The organism is Leeuwenhoekiella obamensis (genome assembly GCF_055391795.1).
This window is the reverse complement of the sequence record NZ_AP029251.1, coordinates 957498-981579: the sequence shown is the minus strand read 5'-3', so window position 1 is coordinate 981579 and position 24082 is coordinate 957498. Positions and strand designations below refer to the sequence as shown.

The window sequence follows — 24082 nt, the reverse complement described above, 5'->3', positions numbered from 1 at the left end:
CTTGATTATCCTGCTGAGAAATATCCTTTCATGATACCTCTTTGTGAATTTTTAATGAACTGAAGGATCTCATCACGCTCTGGTGTTGCTTCCATTTCAGCTTCAATGATATTCACTGCCTGACTGTTGTTGTAATTTTTCTGATAGAGAATTCTGTAGATATCCTGGATCTCTCTAATTTTTTCTGTTGTGAAACCTCTTCGGCGTAAGCCTATAGAATTGATCCCAACAAATGATAATGGCTCTCGACCAGCTTTTACAAATGGTGGCACATCTTTTCGCACAAGCGAACCACCAGTTACAAACGCGTGGCTACCTATTGTACAAAATTGCTGTACTGCTGCCATACCTGCTAAAACAACGTGATCTCCTACAAGAATATGACCTGCCAGTGTACTGTTGTTTGAGAAAATACAGTGGTCACCCACGATACAATCATGCGCGATGTGGCTGTATGCCATGATCCAACAATCTGAACCTATCTGAGTTTTCATACGGTCTGTAGTACCACGATTTATAGTAACACACTCACGAATGGTTGTGTTATCTCCTATTATGGTTACCGTATCTTCATCATCAAATTTCTTATCCTGCGGAACCGCACTGATCACTGCACCCGGAAAAATATTTACATTTTTACCAATGCGAGCACCCTCCATAATAGTAACATTTGAGCCTATCCAGGTTCCTTCTCCTATCGTTACATTATTGTGAATTGTAGTGAATGGTTCTATCACTACATTCTTTGCGATCTTCGCTCCTGGATGTACGTATGCTAAAGGCTGATTCATCCTTATTTATTCTTTGTTTTTACTATTTGCGCCATCAATTCGGCTTCTGTGGCAAGTTTACCATTAGAATATGCATAAGCTTGCATATGACAAATTCCGCGGCGTATAGGAGAAATCAACTCTAATTTAAAAATAAGAGTATCTCCTGGATTTACTTGCTGTTTAAATCTTACGTTATCAATTTTCATAAAATACGTAAGATAATTCTCTGGATCTGGTACTGTGCTTAGCGCCAAAATCCCTCCTGTTTGAGCCATTGCTTCTACCTGCAAAACTCCTGGCATTACTGGAGCACCAGGAAAATGCCCTACGAAGAAAGGCTCGTTCATAGTAACATTTTTTAACCCTACCACGTGCGTATCTGAAATCTCAAGGATTTTGTCCACAAGCAAAAATGGTGGTCTATGCGGAAGCATATCCATGATTTCTACCACATTCTTCACTGGCGGCTTAGAAAGATCAAAAGTAGGAACGTTATTACGCTTCTCTTGTCTGATTATCTTTTTAAGTTTTTTAGCAAATTGTGTATTTACAAAATGCCCTGGCTTGTTTGCAATAACTTTACCTCTAATAGCAGTTCCTACTAAAGCAAGGTCACCTATCACATCAAGTAATTTATGACGCGCAGCCTCGTTAGGGTGATGCAAAGTAAGGTTATCTAAAATCCCGTTAGGCTTAACAGAGATATCGTCCTTATTAAAAGCATGTCTTAATTTCTCCATGGTTTCTGGAGACAATTCTTTATCTACATAAACGATCGCGTTATTAAGATCTCCACCTTTTATAAGTCCGTGTTCAAGAAGCATCTCGATCTCATGCAAGAAACTAAATGTTCTAGAGCTCGATATCTCTTCCTTAAATTCGGTAATACTTTTAATACTTGCATTTTGCGTACCTAATACTTTAGTACCAAAATCAACCATTGTAGTTACTTGATACTCGTTTGCAGGCATTAAAATGATCTCGCTTCCTGTAGCTTCATCAAGGTAGCTTATCACATCATTAACAATGTATTCTTCCTTAGTGGCTTCTTGCTCTTCAAGACCAGCTTTTTCTAAAGCTTCTACAAAATACTTAGAAGAACCATCCATAATAGGTGGCTCTGAAGCGTTAAGCTCTATGATAATATTATCAATACCAAGACCTACACAGGCAGCAAGCACATGCTCACTTGTTTGTATAGTTACACCCATTTTTTCAAGGTTAGTTCCTCGCTGTGTGTTAACTACATAATCTGCATTAGCTTCAATAACGGGCTGACCTTCAAGATCAACACGTTTAAAAGCCATGCCTGTATTTTCTTTGGCTGGTTTAAATGTTAGGGTAACATTCTTCCCCGTATGTAAACCAACGCCGGTCAAAGAAATTTCACCGGCGATTGTTTTTTGTTTTGTTTCGGTTTTACCTATCATGGAATTTATTCCTTTTCCAGATTATCAATTCTTTTTACGATCTCTGGTAAGTTCTTAAAATGTACATAAGATTTATTGAATTCGCCATAAGACAAAGCTGGTGATCCTTGTAAAACTTCACCATCTTTAACATTGCGAGCAATACCGCTTTGCGCCTGTATTCTCACATTGTTTCCTATTGTAATATGACCTACAATCCCTACTTGACCACCTATTAAGCAATGCTTGCCTATTTTAGTAGATCCTGCGATACCCGTTTGTGCAGCGATAGCAGTATGCTCTCCTATCTCAACATTATGCGCGATCTGTATCTGGTTGTCTAGCTTAACACCAGTTTTGATCACTGTAGATCCTAGCGTTGCTCTGTCAATAGTTGTACCGGCACCAACGTCTACATTATCGTGAATGATCACGTTTCCGGTTTGTGGCACTTTGCTATACACTCCTTCTTCATTTGGCGTAAAGCCAAAACCATCTGCGCCTATTATGGCACCACTATGAATGTAAACGTTGTTCCCTAGAACACACTCAGAATATATTTTCGCTCCAGCGAAAATAACACAGTCATCACCTATTGTTACATTATCGCCAATGTAAGCATTGGGGTAAATCTTAACGTTATTACCTATCTTAACATTATTGCCCAGATATGCGAAAGCACCTAGATAAATATCGTCTCCATAACTTGCAGATTCTGCAATGTAAACAGGTTGTTCTATCCCGGTTTTATGAAGTTTTACCTTATTATAGTATTCTAGCAGTTTAGAAAATGATTTATAAGCATCGTCTACTCTAATAAGCGTGGTGCTCACTTCTTCTTCAGCCTGAAAGTCTTTACTAACGATAGTAACTGAAGCTTCTGTAGTATAAATGTAAGAGGTATATTTAGGATTCGCTAAAAAGGTTAATGAACCCTTTGAGCCTTCCTCTATTTTTGAAAGTTTAGAGACTTCAGTTTCGGCGTCTCCTTCTATAACGCCATCTAAAATCCCTGCAATTTGTGCAGCTGTAAATTTCATCATCGCAAAAATAGCAAAAAAGGGTCAATCGTTATACTTAGGATAGCAGATATAGTTTTTGTTTATAACCTTAGACAAGGCTTTTAAACTTAGCTGGTCGCTAGCCTTAACAACATCAATGACTTTACCTCTTTTAGTTAAAATATCTATACCGGCTTTTTTACTCGTATATGCTTGATTTGAAATAGTGCCGGTAAAAACAAAATACTTCGCCTCTTCCTTTGTGATATTATAATCTGTGATCAATTTGTTGATGTGCTTTTCTACAGTTTCCTGCGGAATTTCTTTTTTCTTGATCTTGATCGCCAGCAATTTTCTATTGATGATCTTTTTAGAAAGTGTGCTTAGCACAAAATCTTCTTGACTACACCATTCTTTCATGGCGCTTATAATGTCATAATCATCTAATCTTGAAAAAACTTCGAGCGCATTATCATCAAAGGTTTCTTTAGAGACTCTGTTTTTTAAGAAAAATTGCAAAGCTTCGCTTGCGGGTAATTGCGCACCGGCTTCTGTAAGATCTTTTGCTCTTTTAAGCACGCGCACAAGCAACTGCTCTGCCGCAATACCGGTTTTATGCAAATATACCTGCCAGTACATCAATCTTCTTGCAACTAAGAATTTTTCAATGGTATAAACTCCTTTTTCATCTATCATGAGTTTATCATCCTTAACCGTTAGCATGGCAAGAATACGCTCTGTATTTATATTACCCTCTGCCATACCGGTGTAAAAACTATCGCGTTTAAGATAGTCTGCTCTATCCATATCTAGTTGACCAGACACAAGCTGATGCAGAAATGGACGATGATAAGATCCTGTGAAAATTTCTATCGCCAGGGTTAAACTTCCGTTAAACTCAGCGTTGAGAGCGTGCATAAATCTGCGCGAAATCTCTTCATGCTCAATTCCTTCTACAATGCTATTTTCCATCGCATGAGAAAATGGACCGTGACCTATATCGTGTAGTAAAATAGCCACTTTAACTCCTTCCTTTTCTTCAGGAGATATCTCAACACCTTTTCGCTCAAGCACTTCAATCGCTTTAGACATAATATGCAAACAGCCTATCGCGTGATGAAATCGCGTATGATGCGCTCCCGGATACACTAAATACGAAAGTCCCATTTGAGAGATCCTACGCAAGCGCTGAAAATATTTATGCTCTATTAATTGAAAAATGAGACCTCTGGGTATGGTAATAAAGCCATATATAGGGTCGTTAATTATCGTAAGTTTGTTATTGTCTGTCAAAGAGTGTGTGTTTTCTTTTGGCGAAAGCCATCACTTAAAATGGACATCAAAAAATTGATTTAAAACAAAGATAATACATATGAGCACGATAAAAATTTTATGGGTAGATGATGAGATAGATTTGCTCAAACCACATATAATGTTCCTTGAGAAAAAGAATTATGAAGTCTCCACTTGCCAGAGCGGTACTGAAGCGATAGAGATCGTGGCTGAAGAGAATTTTGATATTGTTTTTCTTGACGAAAACATGCCTGGCTTAAGCGGTCTGGACACCTTAAGCGAGATCAAAGCCATTCGCGACACCATACCTGTGGTGATGATCACAAAAAGCGAGGAAGAATATATTATGGAAGAAGCTATAGGCTCTAAGATCGCAGATTACCTCATTAAACCTGTAAATCCCAATCAGATATTATTAAGTCTTAAAAAAAATCTTGATACAAGTAGGCTTGTCAGCGAAAAGACAACACTTAACTACCAGCAAGAATTTAGAAAGATCGCCATGGATATGTCTATGGTAAACACCTATGAAGAGTGGGCAGAATTGTATCAAAAACTCGTGTATTGGGAACTTGAACTAGAAGACATTGAAGATCAAGGAATGCATGAAATCCTTGAATCTCAAAAGATCGAAGCAAATAATGGATTCTTCAAATTTGTAGAACGCAACTATAAGGAGTGGTTTGAAGGCAGTGAAGATAAACCTGTAATGTCTCATACCTTATTTAGAGATTGGGTGGTGCCCCAAATAAAGAAAGACGATGTTCCTACTGTCTTTATAGTAATAGATAATTTAAGGTACGACCAGTGGAAGTCTTTTGAACCTATAATAAGTAACTATTATAAAAAGGAAAGCGAGCGTACCTATTATAGTATACTTCCCACAGCGACACAATATGCAAGAAACGCTATCTTCTCTGGACTTATGCCTAGCGATATGGAGAAGAAACACCCAGATCTTTGGCTTAACGACACAGACGAAGGCGGAAAAAACCAAAATGAAGATAAATTTCTAGAAGCACAATTAAAGCGACTAGGATTAGACCTTAAATGGGATTACCATAAAATAACAAGCCTCAAGGGCGGAAAGAAATTAGTTGAGAATTTTAATAGCGTTAAGAATAATGACCTTACTGTAATAGTATACAACTTTGTAGATATGCTAAGCCACAGTAAAACCGAAATGGAGGTCATTAAAGAATTAGCATCTAATGATAAATCATACCGCAGTTTAACTACAAGTTGGTTTAAGAACTCTCCTTTATTAGAAATGATCCAGAAATCACAACAATTAGGAATGCGCGTTGTGCTTACCACAGATCATGGTACTATTAATGTAAAGAATCCATCTAAAGTAATAGGAGACAAAAACACCAGTCTTAATTTAAGATACAAAACAGGTAAAAGTCTTACCTATGAGAACAAAGAGGTTCTGGCTGCCATAGACCCTAAGAAGATTCACTTACCTACTATTAATATGAGTAGCAGTTTCATATTTGCTAAGGGCGATTTGTTTTTTGCATATCCTAACAATTACAATCACTACGTAAGTTATTACAGAAACACCTATCAACATGGTGGCGTTTCACTAGAAGAAATGATAATTCCGTTTGTAATACTAAATCCCAGATAATTGTTATATTGCACCGCCCTTAAACACTCAGACCCCTATGGTTATCAACTATGCACTGTCTGAAATAGACGACACTGCAAAGCAAATTATTGACAACTCCTCTCACAAGGTAATCCTGTTTACAGGATCAATGGGTGCCGGTAAAACGACATTGATCAAATCTATCGTTAGGCAACTGGGATATAAGGGCGAAGTTTCTAGTCCGACCTTTTCTTTAGTAAATGAATACTCAACAGAAAAAGGTGAACCTATTTTTCATTTTGATTTTTATCGTATAAATGATGTCGAAGAAGCATTTGACATCGGTTTTGAAGACTATTTAATGCAAGGAAAATGGATTTTCATTGAATGGCCTGAAAAAATTAACATTTTATTGGACGATGAGTGTCATTCAGCGAAAATCGAGTCGATAAATGAAAATGAAAGAATATTAAAATGGGACTAAATTTGTTAAAAAATAATTTTATTTTAAATCACAATAAAATAATGTGTAAGAATTTTCTTCAGTTTAACGATTTTGTTTTTTGATGAAAAAATGATTTTTCAAATCCAAAAAAACCAAGTCAAGATTAAAGGAAGAATTTCAAGGTTAAACAGTAAAAAAAAATCAGAGAAGAGTTTGCGAAAATAAGGAATTTTTAAGTTTTGATTGATAGAGTGTTAGCGCCGTATGTTTGTGTCAAACAAAATCATAACACATTAACCTCTAACAATTACATTATGAAACTTAAAGCATTACTTTTCGGACTTCTTATCGCTGGTTCAACTGCATTAACTTACACAGCAACTCAAGATTCAAACGCGGATTATGCAGCGAAAAAAGTCGATAAAACCAAAATCAGAGTCCCTACTCACGGGTAGTCTAATTGCTGTATTTATTATAGCAACACCATATTTATTTTATTTATACGAAGGTTTCCCAGACATCCCCGTTTGGGAAACTGACGTTTTAGGTATACACCTAAAATATACTAGTGGCTTCTATAAGAGTGTAAATGTTACCGGATGGATTCTATTTGGAAAATTTATACCTCTAATACTTCTTCTTATTTGGTTTTTCACCTGTCGCCATTGGTGGTATCACGCACTTCTAATTCCCATTTGCATGTACGTTTTTCAAATTTACATGACATTAAATGATGACAATAGATTTACAGATAGCAGTGAATTTATAGTTCTAGCTCCATTAATATTAGTGATGCTTGTTTTCATGTATACTATAAGAACTAAAATTTTTGACAGAATACACAATATAGATTTAACAGAACTTGACCGCGTGAGTCTTAATGGTCAAATCAAAAAAAAGAGTCTAAATACTCAATCTTTTCTTTTAGATGATAGCACTGACGAGGAAGACGAGGAGGAAGACGAAGAACCATTATTTATGGGATAACGTTACTCTTCTACAATATTCATTTTTGCTCTATTCTTAAAATATATGTAATTTGGATATTCACTAGCTTACATATATGAATCTTGCCAATAGCCCATTTACAAGGGAAGAACTTATTCCACAGGAAGAAAAACTAGAAGTAGAAACTCGTAAAGGTTCTCTATTTATAGGTATTCCTAAAGAAAATCATTTTCAAGAGAAACGTGTTTGTCTTACTCCAGATGCTGTTGCTGCGCTTGTAGCTGATGGCCATAGAGTTCTTGTAGAATCTAAAGCGGGTATTGACGCTCGTTTTTCAGATCATGATTATTCTGAGGCTGGCGCCGAAATTTCAGCCGACACAAAAAAGGTTTTTAGCTGCCCAATGATCCTTAAAGTTGAGCCGCCATCGCTAGAAGAGCTTGACATGATCAATCCCCAATCTGTATTGATTTCCGCTTTACAGCTAAAAACACAAAAAAAAGAATACTTCCAAAAACTCGCATCAAAGCGAATAACTGCTCTTGCCTTTGAGTTTATAAGAGATGAAGATGGCACATATCCTGCAGTTCGCACTTTAAGTGAAATTGCTGGGACTGCCTCAATACTCATCGCTTCAGAATTGATGGCAAAAGAAGATGGAAATGCATTGATGTTTGGCAACATAAGCGGCGTTCCGCCTATTGAAGTTGTAATTGTAGGAGCGGGAACTGTGGGAGAATTTGCAACTAGATCAGCACTTGGTTTAGGTGCTAACGTAAAAGTTTTTGATAATTCTCTTACTAAATTACGCCAACTTCAAACTAATGTTGGTCGCCCTATTTACACCTCTACCGTTCAACCAAAAAATTTACTTAAAGCTTTAAGACGCTGTGATGTCGCTATTGGCGCTGTACGCGGAAAAGACAGAGCCCCGGTTATCGTAACTGAAGCCATGGTCGAAACTATGAAACGTGGATCTGTAATTATCGATGTAAGTATAGATATGGGAGGCTGTTTTGAAACTAGTGAAATAACCTCTCACGACAAACCTGTTTTTACCTGCCACGGAGTAACACATTATTGTGTTCCTAATATTCCTGCAAAATACGCAAGAACATCCTCAATATCAATAAGTAACATTTTTACACCTTATTTATTGAACTTAGCCGAACAAGGCGGATTAGAAAATTCTTTAAGAATCAACAAAGGTCTAAAAAGTGGTTTGTATTTTTACCGCGGTATTTTGACAAACAAATCGGTATCAGACTGGTTTGATCTCCCATATAGAGATAGCAACTTACTGTTTTTTTAGATCAATTTATTTTCTGTAAATGAAGTTAATTCACAGATTTGCCTATTACTTGGGCGGAGCATCAATAGGTATTATTTTCTTAGTTTTCTTTCTTAATGGTAGTGGCACTAAGATCCCGTCTTTTGATTATTTACCTAATGCCCGTGTTTTAAAAACAATTAGAACAAATGGCTACTCACTTTCAGACAATGCTGAAAAGCAACTTAACGCATTAAGTATTGATACTATCATCATAAACAATGTTCTTAAAACAGGTGATGTAGATTTTTCTGAAAGCGACGCACGTAAAAAACCATGCGGTAAGTTTGTCATCAAATCTTCTGATGATCAAACGGAGAACATTATTCTTACCATTGAGAATTGCGACAAGGTTTTTACAATCAATAATATTTCATCTTTCTAAGAAATATTATTCATTAATTTTTATTTTTGGGATTTCCGGAAATAGCTATTAATGATTTTAAAGCGATATTTTTTACTTGTACTTCTTCTAGGAGCAAAATATTCTTTTGCCCAAAATTCAGATAACGATTTAGAAAGTTTTGAGGTCTTAAAATCTAGAATTGAAAAAACTCAGGATACTACTAGAAAAATACTTTATGCTAAACTTTATATTCAGCGAGCTAAAAATCTTAACGATAGCCTTAACATAGCTGAAGGTTTTGCATATCTCTCAGATTTTTTCCCTTCTAAAAAGAATTTAGAATACGCCGATAGCGCTATTCATTATTCAAAAAATTTCAAAACATCTATTTACCCTGAGGCATTATATGCCGCTAAAGGTTATTATCATATAGATCTAGGTAATTACAATAAAGCCTGGGACAATTACCTTAAAGCATTCAATATTGCAGAATTAAAAAACAATGAAGATTATGCTCTACCCTGCTTAGGCATACTCATATATTTTAAAATATATCATACTGATAGTATTACCGATATGAACATGATTCATGATTACCATAATCGTGTTTTAAAACAATCAGAAGAATCAGTCACATATTATGATAATCTATATTACTCTTATACACATTATATAGATGCATACTTAAAACTCAAAAAATTTGATTCGGCTAGAGTTTGGATTGATAAAGGTCTAGAGCAATCCATTAAATCTAAAGAGGATAGACATTACTACAATTTCCTGACTTACAATGCTCGTTTAAATTATGAGACGAGAAATTTCGCTAAAGCGAAAAAGGATTACAACGAAGTCCTCAGTGATTTTGATGATATAAGCCCCTCAATATATTATTACTTAGGTAAAATTGCCGTTTATGAAAAAGATCAAATTGAGGCAATACAGAATTTTAATAAGGTAGATTCTATCTACAAGGCTACAGATAATTTGATTTCTGAACTAAGAGACACATATAAAGCGCTAATAGAAAATGCCAGAATTGAAGGAGATAAGGTCAAACAATTAGAATATCTTAATAAGTTCTTTGAGGTTGATAGTTTGCTTGACGCAGAAAAGATATCTACCTTAAATAATTACCATGAAAAAATTGATATTGCACATCTAGAGTCTGAGCGTAAAGCTCTGGAAGCTGAATTCAATGAACAAAAATCTCAAAACAAAGCTGCCACTTGGATCATCATTATAATTTCAGTCGTTTCAATTGTGGTTTTGATCCTGAATTTTAGAAAATCTAGAATCTATAAAAAACGTTTTGAAGAACTAATGGCTAGAAATTCTGAAACCGAAGAAATAGCAATTCCGGTTTCAGAAAACAAAAGTCTAAACGATGAGATCCGATTTTCGCTTTTGCAAAAGCTACATGCTTTTGAAAGTAATAAAGAATTTTTAGATTCTACAATCTCGCTCAATTCGCTGTCAAAAAATCTAGAAACCAATTCCACATATTTGTCAAAGATCATTAACGATGAACGTGGTAAAAATTTCTCTCAATATCTTAAAGATCTCCGTATTGATTATGTTGTCTCAAAACTAAAAACCGATAAAAAATGGAGAAACTATACCACGGAATCACTTGCTAAAGAGATCGGTTTTAATTCTACAACAACCTTTTATACCGCGTTTAAAGATCATACTGGGATTACTCCTGCTTATTTTATCAAAAACTTAAAATAGAGACTAAAACTTAAAGATGAATGTCTTTGTTATTGAAAATCAGAATTTTAATAATTTTATCTGATTTATCAATTCTTTAAAATCTCTCCAGATTTATAAATCAGGAAACCATTTTCTTGCTTTCGCGAAAATCTCGCCATTTATTTGACTCTAGGATTAAATGTAAAATATACCGGTATGGCTATTTCAAAAAATACTTGGTTTTAAATTTCATTTGATCCAGACCTCTTATACAACTTCAATTTCCTGATTTGAGATGTTATTAATCGTAGAAAGGTTTTAATAAACTTTCTGCTAATACACTCATGTTTATTTTTTATCAGTATGATTACAATAGCTGTAAAAAACTTGTCCTTAAATCATAGATTAGGCAAGGTTAGAATTTTCTCCGGCAAGCAAGAGGTTGCGATTATGGGAAGCAAAGAAGACATCATTATCATTGATGTAGACGAAAATAAAAAGTTATGGGCAAAATCATTTTTCTGCTCATCTAACGCAATCGAAATAGATTGTGATACTGAAGAAGTAAACCTTAATAGCTTCTTTTCTAATATAAATGGCGATCTACTTATAAGTCATTTAATACTTTTTACCGTACTAAACGTTTTTACCAGAATACCTTTCATGTTGCTTTTTCCGGCGATCGCTCTTATTTACACCCTATCCATTCTAACGTTTGGGAGAACGATCTCTATAGAAACGGCAAAAGAAAATGCAATATCATATTGATATTGCATTTATCTTTTTTTGGGTTAACCAGAAAATTTTTAGCCTAAAAAAGCCTCTATATTTTTCGGCGCTTGATCTCTTGTTTCAAGAGCGTTAACTCTCTATTTGTCTGTCCTGCTACTGATGTATTTTCTTCTGCTCTTCTTATAAGATAAGGCATAACGTCTTTTACGGGGCCAAATGGCAAATACTTAGACACATTATATCCTTTCGCCGCTAGGTTAAAAGTAATATGATCACTCATACCATATAATTGTCCAAACCAAACGCGTCTATCATCCTTAGCGAGTCCGTTTTGCTTCATAAGCTCAAGAGCAAGATAGTTGCTCTCTTCGTTATGAGAACCTACAAAAATCTGAATATCATCAAGATGTTCAAAAATGTAAGCCATCATCGCATTAAAATGCGCATCTGTCTCAGCCTTGTCCTTACAAATAGGCGATTGATAGTTCTTCTCCTCTGCTCTGCTGCGCTCTTTTTCCATATAAGCCCCGCGAACGATCTTCACTCCTAGTTTGTATCCTTTTTCTATCGCATCTTCATGCAGCACTTTTAGATATTGCAATCTATCCCAGCGATAGCATTGTAGTGTATTAAATACAATAGGCTTCTCCTTATTGTACTTTTCCATCATTTCTTGCACAAGAAGATCTGCTGCATCTTGCATCCAGCTTTCCTCTGCATCGATCAATAAAGTGGTATCACATTCAGCGGCTTTTGCACAAACTTTATCAAATCTATTTTTGATGCGTTGCCATTCTTCTTCCTCAGCTTGTGTAAGTTTTTCACGCTCTGTGATCTTTCTATACACCTCAAAACGTCCAAAACCCGTAGGTTTAAAAACAGAAAAAGGCATAGATGGCTTGTCTTTAGCAAAATCCATGATCTGGATCACACGCTCTAAAGCGTCATCAAAAGAAGCTTCCTTCTCCTTCCCTTCAACCGAAAAGTCTAGCACAGAGCAAACGCCTTTACTATACATTTTCGTGACAACATCATTACAATCTTTCTCATTCACACCACCGCAGAAATGATCAAAAACAGTAGCTCTTATCAAACCTTCTACAGGCAATTTTGCATTAATAGCAAACCTGGTCATCGCAGTACCTATTTTAACCAAGGGTTGCTTACTTATCATTTTAAATAAGAAATACGCGCGCTCTAGTTCGCTATCAGATTTTAAAGCAAACGCAGTTTCTGTATTGTCAAAAATTCTGTTCTCTAACATAAGCCTAAAAAAATTGTGCGCAAATATACCGGAAATCACACGTCTTATTTCTCAAAAGATATTTAATTTCACCCCCGCAAAACTTAAAAAATGCAACCTGTACAAGCACAAGACTATAAGATCGTTTTTAATCAAGAAGGCTATACGCAACTCAATGCTCTTCTTGCCGCAAAAAACTACAGCATCTTATTCATATTAGTTGACGAAAACACACACGAAAACTGCCTTGCTGCATTTCTTGCAAATGTAGAAACTAACACCACAATAGAGATCATTGAGGTTGACGCTGGCGAGGAGTTTAAAAACCTAGAAACCTGCGATGGTGTATGGAATGCTTTATCAGAACTTAACGCAGATCGCAAAAGCGCGATGATCAATCTAGGTGGCGGTGTGGTTACAGATATGGGCGGTTTTATCGCTTGCACATTTAAACGCGGTATAGATTACATTAACATCCCGTCTACCTTATTAAGTATGGTAGATGCATCTGTAGGTGGTAAAACCGGTGTAGATCTTGGTGCATTAAAAAATCAGATAGGCGTTATCAGCAATCCTCAGATGGTGCTGGTAGATATAAAGTTATTACAAACGCTTCCGCAAAAAGAACTACGATCTGGCTACGCCGAAATGCTTAAGCACGGCTTGATCTCATCGCAAGCATATTGGGAGGCTGTAAAAAAGGAAAGCTTTACCAATATAGAAGGTCTAGCTGAATTAATACAACAAAGTATCACGATCAAAAATAAAGTGGTAACTGAAGATCCTTTTGAAAATGGATTGAGAAAAACACTAAACTTTGGTCACACCTTAGGACACGCCATTGAATCTTACTTCTTAGCACATCCAGAAAAAGAGCGTTTGCTTCATGGCGAAGCTATCGCAATAGGTATGGTTTTGGCCGCTTATCTTTCAGTTGAACTTACAGGATTGAGCAAAGAAGCTTATGAGGATATCGCCTCGACTATAGTTAATACCTACGGTAAGAGTACTTTTAGCGAAAGCGATATAAATAATATTATTGATCTGCTTAAATATGACAAGAAGAATGCTCACGGAAACATTTTGTTTGTATTATTGCAGGAAATTGGCAAGCCGGTTATTGACCAAAAAGTTGATAATGCGTTGATCCATTTAGCATTTAAAGATTATGAAAATTTTAAAGCTAAAAGTTAGATTCTGCTTGCGTTTAGAAAACGTTTTTTTTATAAATTCACTGTTAAACAAAATAATTACAGTAACCCCTTATGCGAAGAATAATTGTTGATTTTAAAAAGCTTACGCCAGAAATTTTGGCGCTGTTAGTCGATAAATATCCTTACGGTTATGACGATGATCATATCATCTCTTTCAGAAATGCCAAAAACGAGCTTATTGAAGCCGTAGAGGTAAGAACTGAAGATACCATCTATCTTGTTAAAGTAAGTAAGAAGCTTGAAAACTCTATGGAAAACTTTGACGTTGATGATTATGATGATGAAGATCTAAATGAACCAATCAGCGAGATCCCAGATAAAATGAAGGGTGAGGATGATGACGATGAAGACGAAGATCTTAACGACATCCCAGAAGAAGAAGCTGATGATGAAGACGAAGATTAATCACAAATAAAAAAAGCGCCAATTTTAAAATTGGCGCTTTTTAATTTTATAGTGTCTCGTCCTGAAATAAGTTGACACAAATTCGACTTATTTATGAAAGACTCAGAAGGAGCTGAGCAGAAACGTACTCAGCGTGATTACAATTTAGGCTTTAAATTGGCGGTTGTATCTCAGGTAGAAAAGGGCGAAATGACTTATAAGCAAGCCCAAAAAGCGTACGGTATTCAAGGAAGGAGTACTGTTTTGGTTTGGTTGCGCAAACACGGTACCTTAGACTGGAGTAAACCAAAGACAAGACTTAGCTGTAATACAATGAAAGAAACACCTGCTCAAAAGATCAAGAGGCTTGAAAAAGAGCTGTCAGATGAGAAGCTTAAGAATAAGATTCTCAACACGATGATCGATATCTCAGATCAGCAATACGGAACTTCTATTCGAAAAAAGTATTTGCCCAATCAATCCAACGAATCCGGCAAGAACACCGACTAAGCCTGTCACGTTGTTGCAGATTGTTTGGGATAAGCAGACAGGCTGTCTATCAAGCAGAAATGCGAGAAAGGACAAGAGCTGATGAACTTGCCTTGATCAAACCGCTGATTTTAAGGGTGCGCCAGCAAATGCCAAGACTAGGTACTCGTAAACTGTATTATTTACTCAACGTTGAGTTTGAAAAGATGAGAGTTAAAATAGGCAGGGACGCCTTATTTGATTATCTCAGGTCAGAATCAATGCTTATAAAACCAAGAAAGAATTACACAAGGACAACAGACTCTCGGCATTGGCTAAAAAAACACCCTAACCTAATGAAAGATGTTACACCCGTAAGACCAGAGCAATACTTTGTAAGCGATATTACTTACATCAAGAGTAGAGAAAGGACACATTATCTTTCCTTGGTGACAGACGCTTTTAGCAGAAAAATAATGGGCTATCATCTAAGTGATGACATGAGTGCAGAAAATGTAGTTAAAGCAATGAAAATGGCTAATAAGAGTAGAACCACATCAAGCGAGGTAATACATCATTCTGACAGAGGCTTGCAGTATTGTTCTTCGTTGTACCAAACTCAATTGAAGCGATCAAATGCGATCCCCTCAATGACAGATGGATATGACTGTTATCAAAATGCATTAGCAGAACGAATTAACGGGATATTGAAGGGAGAGTTCTTGATAAACAAATGCAATACAGGCAAAGAACTTAGCCTGCTAGTTCAGCAGTCTATTAAAACTTATAATAATCAAAGACCACATCTAAGCCTTAACTACAAAACACCTAATTTTATACACAACAAAAAATCCCTTGAAGCTAGCTCCAAGGGATTGATTTAAATTATTAAAAACTGTCAACCTATTTTAGGACGACTCATAGACTTTATCTTGTTAAGCCTCTACTGAAGTTTCTACTTCGGCAAGGTAACGCTCTGCATCTAGCGCAGCCATACAACCTGTTCCTGCTGCTGTAATTGCCTGGCGATATTCTTTATCTTGAACGTCTCCACTAGCAAAAACACCTGGACGGTTTGTTTTTGTAGATTTTCCTTTTGTTACGATATAACCAGTGTCGTCCATATCGATCTGACCTTTAAAAAGATCTGTGTTAGGTTTGTGACCTATCGCGATGAACAATCCTGTGATCTCAATAGTGTGTTTAGAATTGTCTGTATTATTAAGGATTCTCAATCCATCAACAACCATCTCTCCTAGCACTTCATCAACTTCTGTGTTATAAAGAACTGTAATGTTTTCTTTACTATTTACTCTGTGTTGCATTGCTTTTGACGCTCTCATTTCGTCTTTACGCACAAGCATAGTTACATGCTCACAGATATTTGCAAGATAAGTTGCTTCTTCTGCAGCGGTGTCACCACCACCTACGATCGCCACACGTTGATTTTTATAGAAGAATCCGTCACAAACCGCACAAGCCGAAACTCCGCCTCCACGCAATCTTTGCTCGCTAGGTAAACCTAAATATCTTGCTGATGCTCCAGTAGAAATAATAACGGTCTCTGCTTCTAGTTCTGTCTTGTTATCAACAGTTACTTTATGAATTCCTCCTAGCTCATCACTAAGCTCTACACTAGTAACCATACCTATACGAACTTCAGTGCCAAAACGCTCTGCCTGTTGTTGCAATTGCACCATCATCGTTGGTCCATCTATACCTTCTGGATATCCCGGGAAGTTATCTACCTCTGTAGTAGTTGTTAATTGTCCGCCTGGCTCAAGACCAGTATACATAACAGGTTTAAGATCTGCTCTTGAAGCATAGATAGCAGCGGTATATCCCGCTGGTCCTGATCCTATGATAAGGCATTTAATTCGCTCTACAGCCATTGTATATTCAATTTTGTTTGTTACAAATTTACGTTAATCTTCAGCGGTTCAAAACTTGCTCAATAATCATTTTTTATAGCTTTATCAACAATAATTTAAAGTTTACTGTAAGGATTAATGCGATATTATGAAAAACTGAGATTTTGTTAATTAACTTTGTTGTTTGTAAATCGCTTTCGCGGAAGCGACACCTAAAAAATATCACCATTTAATGATTACTACAGATCAAATTAAGGATCTTAAAGAACGTCTTGATACACTTAAGACACACTTATATATAGACCAGAAGAGAATTGAAATCCAGAATGAGGAGGAAAAAACCTTTGACCCTAATTTTTGGAATAATCCTAGAGAAGCTGAGGCTTTTATGCGCGCTTTACGCGGAAAGAAAAAATGGGTAGAAGGCTATGAAAAGGGTTTAACGCAAGTTGAAGAGCTAGAGGTTCTTTATGAATTCTATAAAGAAGGTGACGCCGAAGATGAAGATGTAGAAAATCAATACAAAAAGATCCTTACCTTAATAGAAGACATGGAATTTAAGAACATGCTCTCTGAAGAAGGTGACGATCTTAGCGCTGTTTTACAGATCACAGCAGGCGCCGGCGGTACTGAGAGTTGTGACTGGGCTTCTATGCTGATGCGCATGTATCTTATGTGGAGTGAGAAAAACGGTTATAAAGTAAAGGAGTTAAACTATCAAGAAGGTGACGTTGCTGGTATTAAAACCGTGACTTTAGAGATTGATGGTGAATTTGCTTTTGGCTGGCTTAAAGGTGAAAACGGTGTGCATCGTTTGGTGAGGATTTCTCCATTTGACAGCAATGCAAAAAGACACACCTCATTTGCATCTGTTTATGTTTATCCACTTGCTGATGATAGTATTGAGATAGATATTAATCCTGCAGATATTAGTTGGGATTTTGCTCGTAGTAGTGGTGCCGGCGGTCAAAACGTTAATAAGGTTGAAACAAAAGCTATACTTACTCACCACCCTACTGGTATTATAATTCACAACAGTGAAACACGCTCTCAACTTGAAAATAGAGAAAAAGCAATGCAAATGCTTAAATCTCAATTATACGAGATCGAACTTAAGAAAAGACAAGCTGCGCGTGATGAGATAGAAGCTAGCAAAAAAAGTATAGAATGGGGTTCACAGATCAGAAACTATGTGCTACATCCATACAAACTTGTAAAAGACGTGCGCACCGCGGAAGAAACAGGAAATACAGATGCTGTTCTAGATGGTGACATTAATGCATTTTTAAAAGCCTATCTCATGATGATGGGTCAGGAAGAAGAAGAAAACGAATTGTAATTATGATCAAGATATATCACAATCCTAGATGTAGAAAAAGTAGAGAAGGTTTACAGATTCTTGAAGAATCTGGTAAAGAGTTTGAAGTTGTAAAATACCTAGACACTCCACCTTCTTATATAGAACTTGCCGCAATCATAGGTAAATTAGGTTATCATGCAATAGACCTTGTAAGAACAAACGAGCAGATCTGGAAGGATAACTTTAAGGGCAAAGATCTTACTGATGAAGAGATCATTCAAGCAATGGTGGATAATCCAAAACTTATCGAAAGACCAATAGTAATTCACGATAATACAGCCGTTATAGGCAGACCTCCAGAAAAGATCAAAGAGGTGCTTTAAGCGTTAATTTAGTTTTAACAGAATATTAACCAATACTGTTTAAACTAAGTCCTTTCTCCTAGTCTAAAGAGTGAACCGATTTAGTTACTATGAGAATAAAAATTTTATTACTGCTTACCCTTTTATTTAATTTAAACTTGGCTCTGGCTCAGGGCAATAAATATAAAATCACTGGTAAGGTGGTTGACACACAAGGCGGTGTTCCACTAGAGTATGCCACTATTACACTTACAGATGTAAGCGATCCTTCAAGCGTTAAAGGAGGAATTACAGATCCAGATGGTAACTTTTCACTTGAAGTTCCAGAAGGTAACTACAATATCAGCGTTGAGTTTATTTCGTTTCAAACGAAAAACTTTAACAACCGTACCGTTAACAAAGATCTTGATCTTGGTACTATCCAATTAGAATTTGCAGCTTCTGACCTTGATGAAGTTACTGTTATTGCCGAAACTACAACGGTAGATGTTCGTCTTGATAAGAAGATCTACAATATAGGTAAAGACCTTACCACAAGTGGTGGTACAGTAGCAGATGCACTTAACAATGTACCATCTGTAAACGTGGATATTGAAGGGAGCATTAGCTTACGCGGAAATGAGAACGTTAGAATCCTTATTAATGGTAAGCCTTCTGCAATGGCTGGTTTTGGATCAACTGATGTATTAAGCCAACTTCCGGCGGATGCCATTGAAAGAGTTGAAGTTATTACTTCTCCATCTGCACGTTACGATGCTGAAGGTACTGCAGGTATTTTGAACATTATTCTTAGAAAGGAAAAAACACTAGGTTTCAACGGATCATTAAATCTTACCGGTGGTCATCCTGCAAATGCTGGTATTACAGGTAACATTAACTACCGTACAGAAAAATTCAACCTTTTTAATACCACAGGCTATCGCTACAGAGAAAGCCCAGGTAATGGATATTTTGATACAGATTATCTTACAACACGTCAAGATGCATTTTTAGATAGCATTGCATACAACAAAAACATAGAAGAGCGTGATATGGATCGTTCTAACAAAGGTTTCAACACAAACCTTGGTATGGAATACTATCTTAACGACAAATCTTCTTTAACAGGTACTGTTTTTTATAGAAATGGTCTAGGCGATGATCTTACAAGAAACCGCAACGATTATTTCCTTGACGGAAGCGAGCAAATAGGTACGCTTCGTAGCGAAAGAGAAACAGAGGATGAATACAGCTACCAGTTTGCATTAAACTTTATCAATAGATTTAATGATACAGGTCATCAGTTAACGGCAGATTTTCAATACGATGTTGATAATGAAGAAGAAGCTTCATTTATCAATGAAGATGTGCAATACAACAATACTGCAAATACCAATGTAAATATCCCAAGCGAACAGACATCAAGAGATCAAAAGCAGAAGGAATATTTATTTCAAGCAGATTATGTTTTGCCTTTCGGCGAAGATTCTCAATTTGAAGCGGGTTACCGTGGTAACTTTGAAAACACCGTTACAGACTATGTTCTTAGACAAGAGAATGCAAACGGCGAACTTGAAATTAACTTGAATCAAACAAACATCTTTGATTATACAGAGAACGTTCAAGCGCTGTACACGCAATACGGTACTAAACTAGGAAACTTCAATATCCTTACCGGTCTTCGTTTAGAAAACACGCAGTTAAAAGGTAAAATCAATTCTGAACTTACAGAAGCAGAACTTCAAGAAGAATTCTCTTTTCCTGTTAGTACAGATTTTGACAATAATTACTTAGGACTTTTCCCTACGGTAAACATTATTTATGAACTAGGAGAAAGCGAGAATATCTCTTTAGGTTATAACAGAAGGATCAACCGCCCACGTGGTTGGTTTATTAATCCATTCCCTTCTAGAGATAGTAGAACAAACATTTTTCAGGGTAACCCTAACTTACGTCCTGCATTCTCTAATGCGTTTGACTTAGGTTATCTTAAAAGATGGGGTAAAAACTTAACGTTAACATCTTCTATTTACTACCAGAGAGAAACAGATGCTTTTCAACGTGTACAAGAGCAAGTTATCATTACAGGTCCTGGAGGATCAGATGTACAAGTAACACGTAGCTTACCATTTAACTTAGCTACAAATGAGCGTTCTGGTGCAGAGCTTGGTATTCTTTACAATCCTTTTCAATGGTGGAGACTTAACGGTAGCGTTAACTACTTCAACTTTAAACTTGATGGAGAATTTAACGGTGTAGATTATAGCCAAGAGAACAGCAGCTGGTTTGCTCGTATGAGTTCTAAGATAACCTTACCCGGTAAGATCGACTGGCAAACTAACGCTTTCTATCGCGGAGCTTCTCAAGAAATTCAAGGATCTTCAGACGGTATCTTGAGTGTTGACCTTGCCTTTAGCAAAGATATCTTAAATGATAACGCAACCATTTCTGCAAATGTGAGCGACTTATTCAACTCAAGAAAAAGAATGGGTTACACATTTACAGATGACATCAATCAATACAGCGAGTTTCAGTGGAGACAACGCCAGATCAATGTTTCATTGATGTATCGCTTCAATCAACAGAAAAACGAACAACGCAGACGTAATCAAGGTTCAGACTTTGAAGACGACGGTGAGGGTTTTGAAGGTGGAAAGTAATTACTGATTACATCCCCATAATGACGGGCCGCTCTTGCGGCCTTTTTTTTGCTTTTGGCTTAAAGCCAAATAAAAAAACCACCCTTAGCAGAGGGTGGTTTTTTCTTACTTAAAACTATATTGAATATTAGGAATCTTCTCTTTCAGCACGTTTGCGCTCTTTGCGCTCCTTAAGTATTTCTCTGATGTTACCTCCTAACCAGTAAGGAACGATTCCTACTAAGAATAACATTACCCAAAATCCTATGGTAAAAATCATTAAGAAAGCTAGCCAGCCTAAATATTGGTCAAATTCAAACATGCGTTAGTTTTTTATTTCTGCAAATTTAATTCTTAATATCTTAAAATGCCAAGATTATTTACATTAAGTTATCGCAAGAATGTTAACAATTGTATGGGGCTTTTTGCCGTGTTCCGTATTTTTGTAGCATACAATAAATTGAAAAAGAATTTATTCTTAAAAATATACAATTAACCCACAAGCATACTATTTCACAATGGAATTTAGGATTGAAAAAGATACCATGGGCGAGGTTAAAGTACCCGCTGATAAACTTTGGGGAGCGCAAACAGAGCGTAGCCGCAATAATTTTAAAATAGGTCGTGCGGCAAGCATGCCATTAGAAGTTGTTTATGGCTTCGCTTATCTTAAAAAAGCTGCTGCATACACAAACTGTGAACTTGGGGTTCTTACTGAAGAAAAAAGAGATTACATCGCTCAAGTTTGTGATGAGATCCTAGAAGGTAAGCATGATGATCAATTCCCTCTTGTGATCTGGCAAACAGGTTCTGGTACTCAAAGTAACATGAACGTAAATGAAGTGATCGCTAACCGCGCACATCAACTTGCTGGTAAAAAATTAGGTGAAGGCGATAAAACGCTTGCGCCAAATGACGATGTAAACAAGAGCCAGTCTTCTAACGACACCTTCCCTACCGGTATGCACATCGCTGCATATAAAAAAGTGATGGAAGTTACTATGCCAAAGGTTATCCAACTGCGCAACGTTCTTAAAGAGAAGTCTGACGCATTCATGAACGTGGTAAAAATAGGTCGCACGCACCTTATGGATGCTACTCCACTTACCTTAGGTCAAGAATTTTCAGGTTACGTAAGTCAGCTAGATCACGGCTTAAAAGCATTAGAGCACACCATGCATCACCTTGCAGAGCTTGCTCTGGGCGGTACAGCTGTAGGAACTGGTATCAATACTCCAGAAGGTTATTCTAAAACGGTTGCTGATTACATCGCAAAATTTACAGAACTACCTTTTGTAACTGCAGAAAATAAATTTGAAGCACTTTCTGCTCACGATGCGATCGTTGAAACTCACGGTGCTTTAAAGCAATTGGCAGTTTCACTTAACAAAATAGCGAATGACATTCGTATGCTTGCTTCTGGACCGCGTTCTGGGATCGGTGAGATCATCATTCCGGCTAACGAACCAGGAAGTTCTATCATGCCAGGTAAAGTAAACCCAACGCAATGTGAAGCATTAACAATGGTTTGCGCGCAAGTTATAGGTAACGACGTTGCGATCACAACTGCGGGTATGCAGGGGCAATATCAACTTAACGTGTTTAAACCTGTTATGGCGGCCAACTTCTTAGAGTCGGCTGAGTTGATAGGTGATGCTTGTGAATCTTTTGCGATTCATTGTGCAGAAGGTATCGAGCCTAACCACGATCGCATCAAGCAACAATTAGAAAATTCATTGATGCTTGTTACTGCGCTTAACACAAAAATTGGCTATTACAAAGCTGCTGAGATCGCAAACACAGCACACAAAAACGGAACTACACTTAAGGAAGAAGCCGTAAATCTTGGTTACTTAACCGCCGAAGAATTCGACGAGTGGGTAAAACCAGAAGATATGGTAGGAAGCTTAAAGTCATAAGTATTTCGCTTTCGCAAAAAGTAAACCCTCACGTTATCGTGGGGGTTTTTATTTGGCTTTAAGCCAAATAAAATAGCATTGTGTATTTTTAAAACCGTAAAATCAAAATATGGCAATACATCAACTCACCATAAAACCCAATCCTGAAAACAAAAAGCTCAATAACCAGATCTCTCAATTCAATAACTTAGTTGAAGCGCTAAATAAAAAAGATATCCCTAAGAAGTTTGAAGACTTATTTAATGCTAAGATTCACGATCTTAATTCGGGCGGGATTAACGATAAGTTGCGCAAGAAAATAAAGAATACTGAAGTTGAGATCTTAAAGATCGTGGGCAAAGAATTACAATTATTTACTAAAAATCATCACCGCAATATTTGGTTTCCGCTGGGGCTGGCGGCTTTTGGTATTCCGCTGGGAGTTGCGCTTGGCACTTCTACAGGTAATATGGGATTATTGGGTGTAGGATTACCTATAGGCTTTTCTTTGGGTTTAACCATCGGTACCGCAAAAGACAAGAAAGTTGAAAAAGAAGGCAGGCAATTAGATGTTGTTATTAAGCACTAGCCTACTCTTTGCAAATTAATGAAAGCTATTTACATTTGTATCGACAAATGTTGTGCAAACAAATAAAATATGTCAAACACTTATAAAATTCCAGATCAAACCAGAATAGGTCACGTTCACCTTAAAGTTTCAGATTTGCAAAAGTCACTGGACTTCTACTGCGGCATTTTAGGATTTGAGTTGATCACAATGTATGGCGACCAAGCGGCTTTTATTTCTGCAGGTGGCTATCATCATCATATTGGTTTAAATACTTGGCAAAGTAAAGATGGTCCGCCAGCGCCAAAAAACAGCCCAGGATTATATCATACCGCTATTCTCTACCCTACCCGTAAAGATCTTGCAGAAATTTTTGTGCGTGTGCAAAATGCAGGATATCCTTTTACAGGTGCTGCAGATCACGGAGTTTCTGAAGCTTTGTATCTTGACGATCCAGATAAAAATGGCGTTGAATTATATTGGGACAGACCAAAAGAAGAATGGCCAAAACAGCCCGATGGCAGCATCGAGATGTTTACAAAACAATTGGATATTCAAGGCTTATTAAAAGAGCTTTAAATAAAAAACCTCAC

The 24082-nt window shown here is 36.8% G+C and carries 23 protein-coding genes; 16 read left to right on the top strand and 7 right to left on the bottom strand.

Annotation, left to right across the window (positions count from 1 at the left end; genetic code table 11):
- Positions 1-5 precede the first annotated feature (5 nt).
- The 4 genes from lpxA to ACZ5L8_RS04335 are packed head-to-tail and all read right to left on the bottom strand — an operon-like array spanning position 6 to position 4476.
- A complete protein-coding gene (lpxA, locus tag ACZ5L8_RS04350; RefSeq protein WP_462598658.1) occupies positions 6-791 on the bottom strand; it encodes an acyl-ACP--UDP-N-acetylglucosamine O-acyltransferase in 786 nt (261 codons plus the stop codon).
- A gap of 2 nt (positions 792-793) precedes the next feature.
- Positions 794-2203, bottom strand: a complete 1410-nt coding sequence (locus tag ACZ5L8_RS04345) for a bifunctional UDP-3-O-[3-hydroxymyristoyl] N-acetylglucosamine deacetylase/3-hydroxyacyl-ACP dehydratase (RefSeq protein ID WP_462598659.1) — start codon at positions 2201-2203, stop codon at positions 794-796.
- Between the two features lie 5 nt (positions 2204-2208).
- On the bottom strand, positions 2209-3222 hold the full coding sequence (lpxD, locus tag ACZ5L8_RS04340; protein WP_462600522.1) for a UDP-3-O-(3-hydroxymyristoyl)glucosamine N-acyltransferase: 1014 nt from the start codon (positions 3220-3222) through the stop codon (positions 2209-2211).
- A gap of 24 nt (positions 3223-3246) precedes the next feature.
- On the bottom strand, positions 3247-4476 hold the full coding sequence (locus tag ACZ5L8_RS04335; RefSeq protein ID WP_464440068.1) for an HD domain-containing protein: 1230 nt from the start codon (positions 4474-4476) through the stop codon (positions 3247-3249).
- Positions 4477-4555: 79 nt separating this feature from the next.
- On the opposite strand from ACZ5L8_RS04335, the gene porX reads away from it, so the two are divergent.
- From porX to ACZ5L8_RS04300, 7 genes are all read left to right on the top strand, one after another.
- Positions 4556-6109: a T9SS response regulator signal transducer PorX gene (gene porX, locus ACZ5L8_RS04330; RefSeq protein ID WP_464440066.1), complete on the top strand. Its 1554-nt coding sequence runs from the start codon at positions 4556-4558 to the stop codon at positions 6107-6109.
- Between the two features lie 37 nt (positions 6110-6146).
- The gene (gene tsaE, locus ACZ5L8_RS04325) at positions 6147-6554 is read left to right on the top strand and encodes a tRNA (adenosine(37)-N6)-threonylcarbamoyltransferase complex ATPase subunit type 1 TsaE (protein WP_464440065.1); all 408 of its coding nucleotides are present in this window, start codon (positions 6147-6149) and stop codon (positions 6552-6554) included.
- 363 nt (positions 6555-6917) lie between these two features.
- A complete protein-coding gene (locus ACZ5L8_RS04320; protein WP_464440063.1) occupies positions 6918-7502 on the top strand; it encodes a hypothetical protein in 585 nt (194 codons plus the stop codon).
- Positions 7503-7578: 76 nt separating this feature from the next.
- Positions 7579-8775, top strand: coding sequence for an alanine dehydrogenase (locus tag ACZ5L8_RS04315; protein ID WP_462598664.1), 1197 nt, complete (start codon positions 7579-7581; stop codon positions 8773-8775).
- Positions 8776-8794: 19 nt separating this feature from the next.
- On the top strand, positions 8795-9178 hold the full coding sequence (locus tag ACZ5L8_RS04310; protein WP_462598665.1) for a hypothetical protein: 384 nt from the start codon (positions 8795-8797) through the stop codon (positions 9176-9178).
- A 51-nt stretch (positions 9179-9229) separates the two neighbouring features.
- The gene (locus tag ACZ5L8_RS04305) at positions 9230-10870 is read left to right on the top strand and encodes a helix-turn-helix domain-containing protein (RefSeq protein ID WP_464440061.1); all 1641 of its coding nucleotides are present in this window, start codon (positions 9230-9232) and stop codon (positions 10868-10870) included.
- A 324-nt stretch (positions 10871-11194) separates the two neighbouring features.
- The gene (locus tag ACZ5L8_RS04300; RefSeq protein WP_464440059.1) at positions 11195-11599 is read left to right on the top strand and encodes a hypothetical protein; all 405 of its coding nucleotides are present in this window, start codon (positions 11195-11197) and stop codon (positions 11597-11599) included.
- Positions 11600-11654: 55 nt separating this feature from the next.
- On the opposite strand, the gene ACZ5L8_RS04295 is transcribed toward ACZ5L8_RS04300, so the two are convergent.
- Positions 11655-12827 (bottom strand): proline dehydrogenase family protein, encoded by a 1173-nt coding sequence (locus ACZ5L8_RS04295; RefSeq protein ID WP_464440058.1) that lies wholly within the window; start codon positions 12825-12827, stop codon positions 11655-11657.
- Between the two features lie 90 nt (positions 12828-12917).
- Here ACZ5L8_RS04295 and aroB point away from each other — a divergent pair, with 90 nt between their 5' ends.
- From aroB to ACZ5L8_RS04280, 3 genes are all read left to right on the top strand, one after another.
- Positions 12918-14000: a 3-dehydroquinate synthase gene (aroB, locus tag ACZ5L8_RS04290; RefSeq protein ID WP_464440056.1), complete on the top strand. Its 1083-nt coding sequence runs from the start codon at positions 12918-12920 to the stop codon at positions 13998-14000.
- A 71-nt stretch (positions 14001-14071) separates the two neighbouring features.
- Entirely contained in the window at positions 14072-14425 is a 354-nt protein-coding gene (locus tag ACZ5L8_RS04285; RefSeq protein WP_464440054.1) for a hypothetical protein, read from the top strand.
- Between the two features lie 93 nt (positions 14426-14518).
- A protein-coding gene (locus ACZ5L8_RS04280) for an IS3 family transposase (protein ID WP_464440052.1) occupies positions 14519-15756 on the top strand; the annotation gives its coding sequence in 2 pieces (ribosomal slippage) (positions 14519-14861 and positions 14861-15756; 1239 coding nt in all).
- Between the two features lie 51 nt (positions 15757-15807).
- Here ACZ5L8_RS04280 and trxB read toward each other — a convergent pair.
- On the bottom strand, positions 15808-16764 hold the full coding sequence (gene trxB / locus ACZ5L8_RS04275) for a thioredoxin-disulfide reductase (RefSeq protein WP_464440050.1): 957 nt from the start codon (positions 16762-16764) through the stop codon (positions 15808-15810).
- Positions 16765-16975: 211 nt separating this feature from the next.
- Between trxB and prfB the strand changes: the two genes are divergently transcribed.
- The 3 genes from prfB to ACZ5L8_RS04260 all read left to right on the top strand — a co-directional run bounded on the left by prfB (position 16976) and on the right by ACZ5L8_RS04260 (position 21044).
- The gene (gene prfB / locus ACZ5L8_RS04270) at positions 16976-18082 is read left to right on the top strand and encodes a peptide chain release factor 2 (protein ID WP_464440049.1); all 1107 of its coding nucleotides are present in this window, start codon (positions 16976-16978) and stop codon (positions 18080-18082) included.
- 2 nt (positions 18083-18084) lie between these two features.
- The gene (arsC, locus tag ACZ5L8_RS04265) at positions 18085-18426 is read left to right on the top strand and encodes an arsenate reductase (glutaredoxin) (protein ID WP_464440047.1); all 342 of its coding nucleotides are present in this window, start codon (positions 18085-18087) and stop codon (positions 18424-18426) included.
- A gap of 89 nt (positions 18427-18515) precedes the next feature.
- Entirely contained in the window at positions 18516-21044 is a 2529-nt protein-coding gene (locus ACZ5L8_RS04260; protein ID WP_464440046.1) for a TonB-dependent receptor, read from the top strand.
- Positions 21045-21171: 127 nt separating this feature from the next.
- On the opposite strand, the gene ACZ5L8_RS04255 is transcribed toward ACZ5L8_RS04260, so the two are convergent.
- Positions 21172-21345: a hypothetical protein gene (locus ACZ5L8_RS04255; protein ID WP_462598675.1), complete on the bottom strand. Its 174-nt coding sequence runs from the start codon at positions 21343-21345 to the stop codon at positions 21172-21174.
- 196 nt (positions 21346-21541) lie between these two features.
- Between ACZ5L8_RS04255 and fumC the strand changes: the two genes are divergently transcribed.
- From fumC to ACZ5L8_RS04240, 3 genes are all read left to right on the top strand, one after another.
- Positions 21542-22942: a class II fumarate hydratase gene (fumC, locus tag ACZ5L8_RS04250; RefSeq protein ID WP_464440044.1), complete on the top strand. Its 1401-nt coding sequence runs from the start codon at positions 21542-21544 to the stop codon at positions 22940-22942.
- Between the two features lie 109 nt (positions 22943-23051).
- Complete coding sequence (locus tag ACZ5L8_RS04245) at positions 23052-23510, top strand: hypothetical protein (RefSeq protein WP_464440042.1); 459 nt, start codon at positions 23052-23054, stop codon at positions 23508-23510.
- 69 nt (positions 23511-23579) lie between these two features.
- Positions 23580-24068: a VOC family protein gene (locus ACZ5L8_RS04240; RefSeq protein WP_464440040.1), complete on the top strand. Its 489-nt coding sequence runs from the start codon at positions 23580-23582 to the stop codon at positions 24066-24068.
- The last annotated feature ends 14 nt before the right edge of the window (positions 24069-24082 follow it).